Below are 1,177 nucleotides of genomic sequence, written 5' to 3'. Positions count from 1 at the left end.
CGCCTTCACCCACACCCCCCCCCACTCCCACCCGCGCCCGCGGGCCGCCCGGCCGGCGCTGCGGGCGGCCGCGGCGCGCGACGGCGTCGCGCGCCTCGTCCTCCAGCAGCGCCTGCCGGTCGGCCAGCGGGATCTGGTAGTAGTCGGGATGGATCTCGTTGAAGGCGAGGAAGCCGTGGCGGTTGCCGCCGTACTCGACGAAGGCCGCCTGGAGCGACGGCTCCACCCGGGTGACCTTGGCGAGGTAGATGTTGCCGCGCAGCTGGCGCCGGTTGGCGGCTTCGAAGTCGAACTCCTCGACCCTAGACCCGTGGACCGTGACGACCCGGGTCTCCTCCGGGTGCATCGCGTCGATCAGCATTTTGTTGGCCATGTCGGACTCTCGGCATGGCGGCCGACGTCGTTCTCCGTGCCCGTGGTCCCGGCGGCGCCTCGCACGACCTCAGAACGGTCGCGCATGGAGCCGGCCTCGTCGCCGAAGCGGCTGGGTTCGAGGGGAAATTGCCGTCAACCGCCGTTCGGCGCCCTGGGCGCCTGGGGTTGAACTTGGCCGGTAGGCTGAACGGGCCGGTGCGACGCAGATCCTGCGCCTCCGGGGCACGCGCAGCGCCATGCTGAGCCGTGCGTCCGTTCATCCTGGTTCCGACCTCGCGAAACAATCTCGGCCGGATGGGACCGGCCGTGAAATCTGGATGCGGCGGAACAGCTCCACCGCGTCGTGCGACACCTGCCCGATCGGGAAAACACCCGTCGCCGCCAGGCGGGCAAACAGGCCCGCCGCGACGTCGCGTCCGTTTTCTCGAAGGAATTCGGCCGCGTCCGCAAGCCGTTACGACGGCCGGCGGGACCGGAGAAGGGTCAGTATCATTACAGACGGCCACGGGGATTTGGCAAGGGTCAAGCGCGGGACGATGTCACGGGATCGTCACGGCGGTGGGGCGGGGCACTTCGGTTCCGTCGGGGGGATTCTTCATTGGGTTCGGCAGCGGACGCTCGATACGCCGCACTCTCCTCGCCCATCGCTGACGGAATGAGGGCAACGGCCGGGACCCTGGCACGCGTCTCCCTCCCCCCTCTGCGGGGGAGGGTGGGCCGGCCGTCAGGCCGGGTCGGGAGAGGGGAGCCCGGGTTCAGCAGAGGGCGCGACCGGCATGACGGGCAAAGCCCTGTTCTGCAC

1 pseudogene is annotated in these 1,177 nt (G+C 70.2%); it reads right to left on the bottom strand.

Annotated features, from left to right (window positions below):
- Positions 1-373 (bottom strand): annotated as a pseudogene (locus FV228_RS30355) (S1 RNA-binding domain-containing protein); the annotation flags it as partial.
- Between the last annotated feature and the right edge of the window lie 804 nt (positions 374-1,177).

The sequence above is a fragment of the Methylobacterium sp. WL18 genome, assembly GCF_008040015.1.
Classification (GTDB): domain Bacteria; phylum Pseudomonadota; class Alphaproteobacteria; order Rhizobiales; family Beijerinckiaceae; genus Methylobacterium; species Methylobacterium mesophilicum.
Note: the sequence above shows the minus strand (reverse complement) of the source record. Positions and strands in the feature narration are given on the sequence as shown.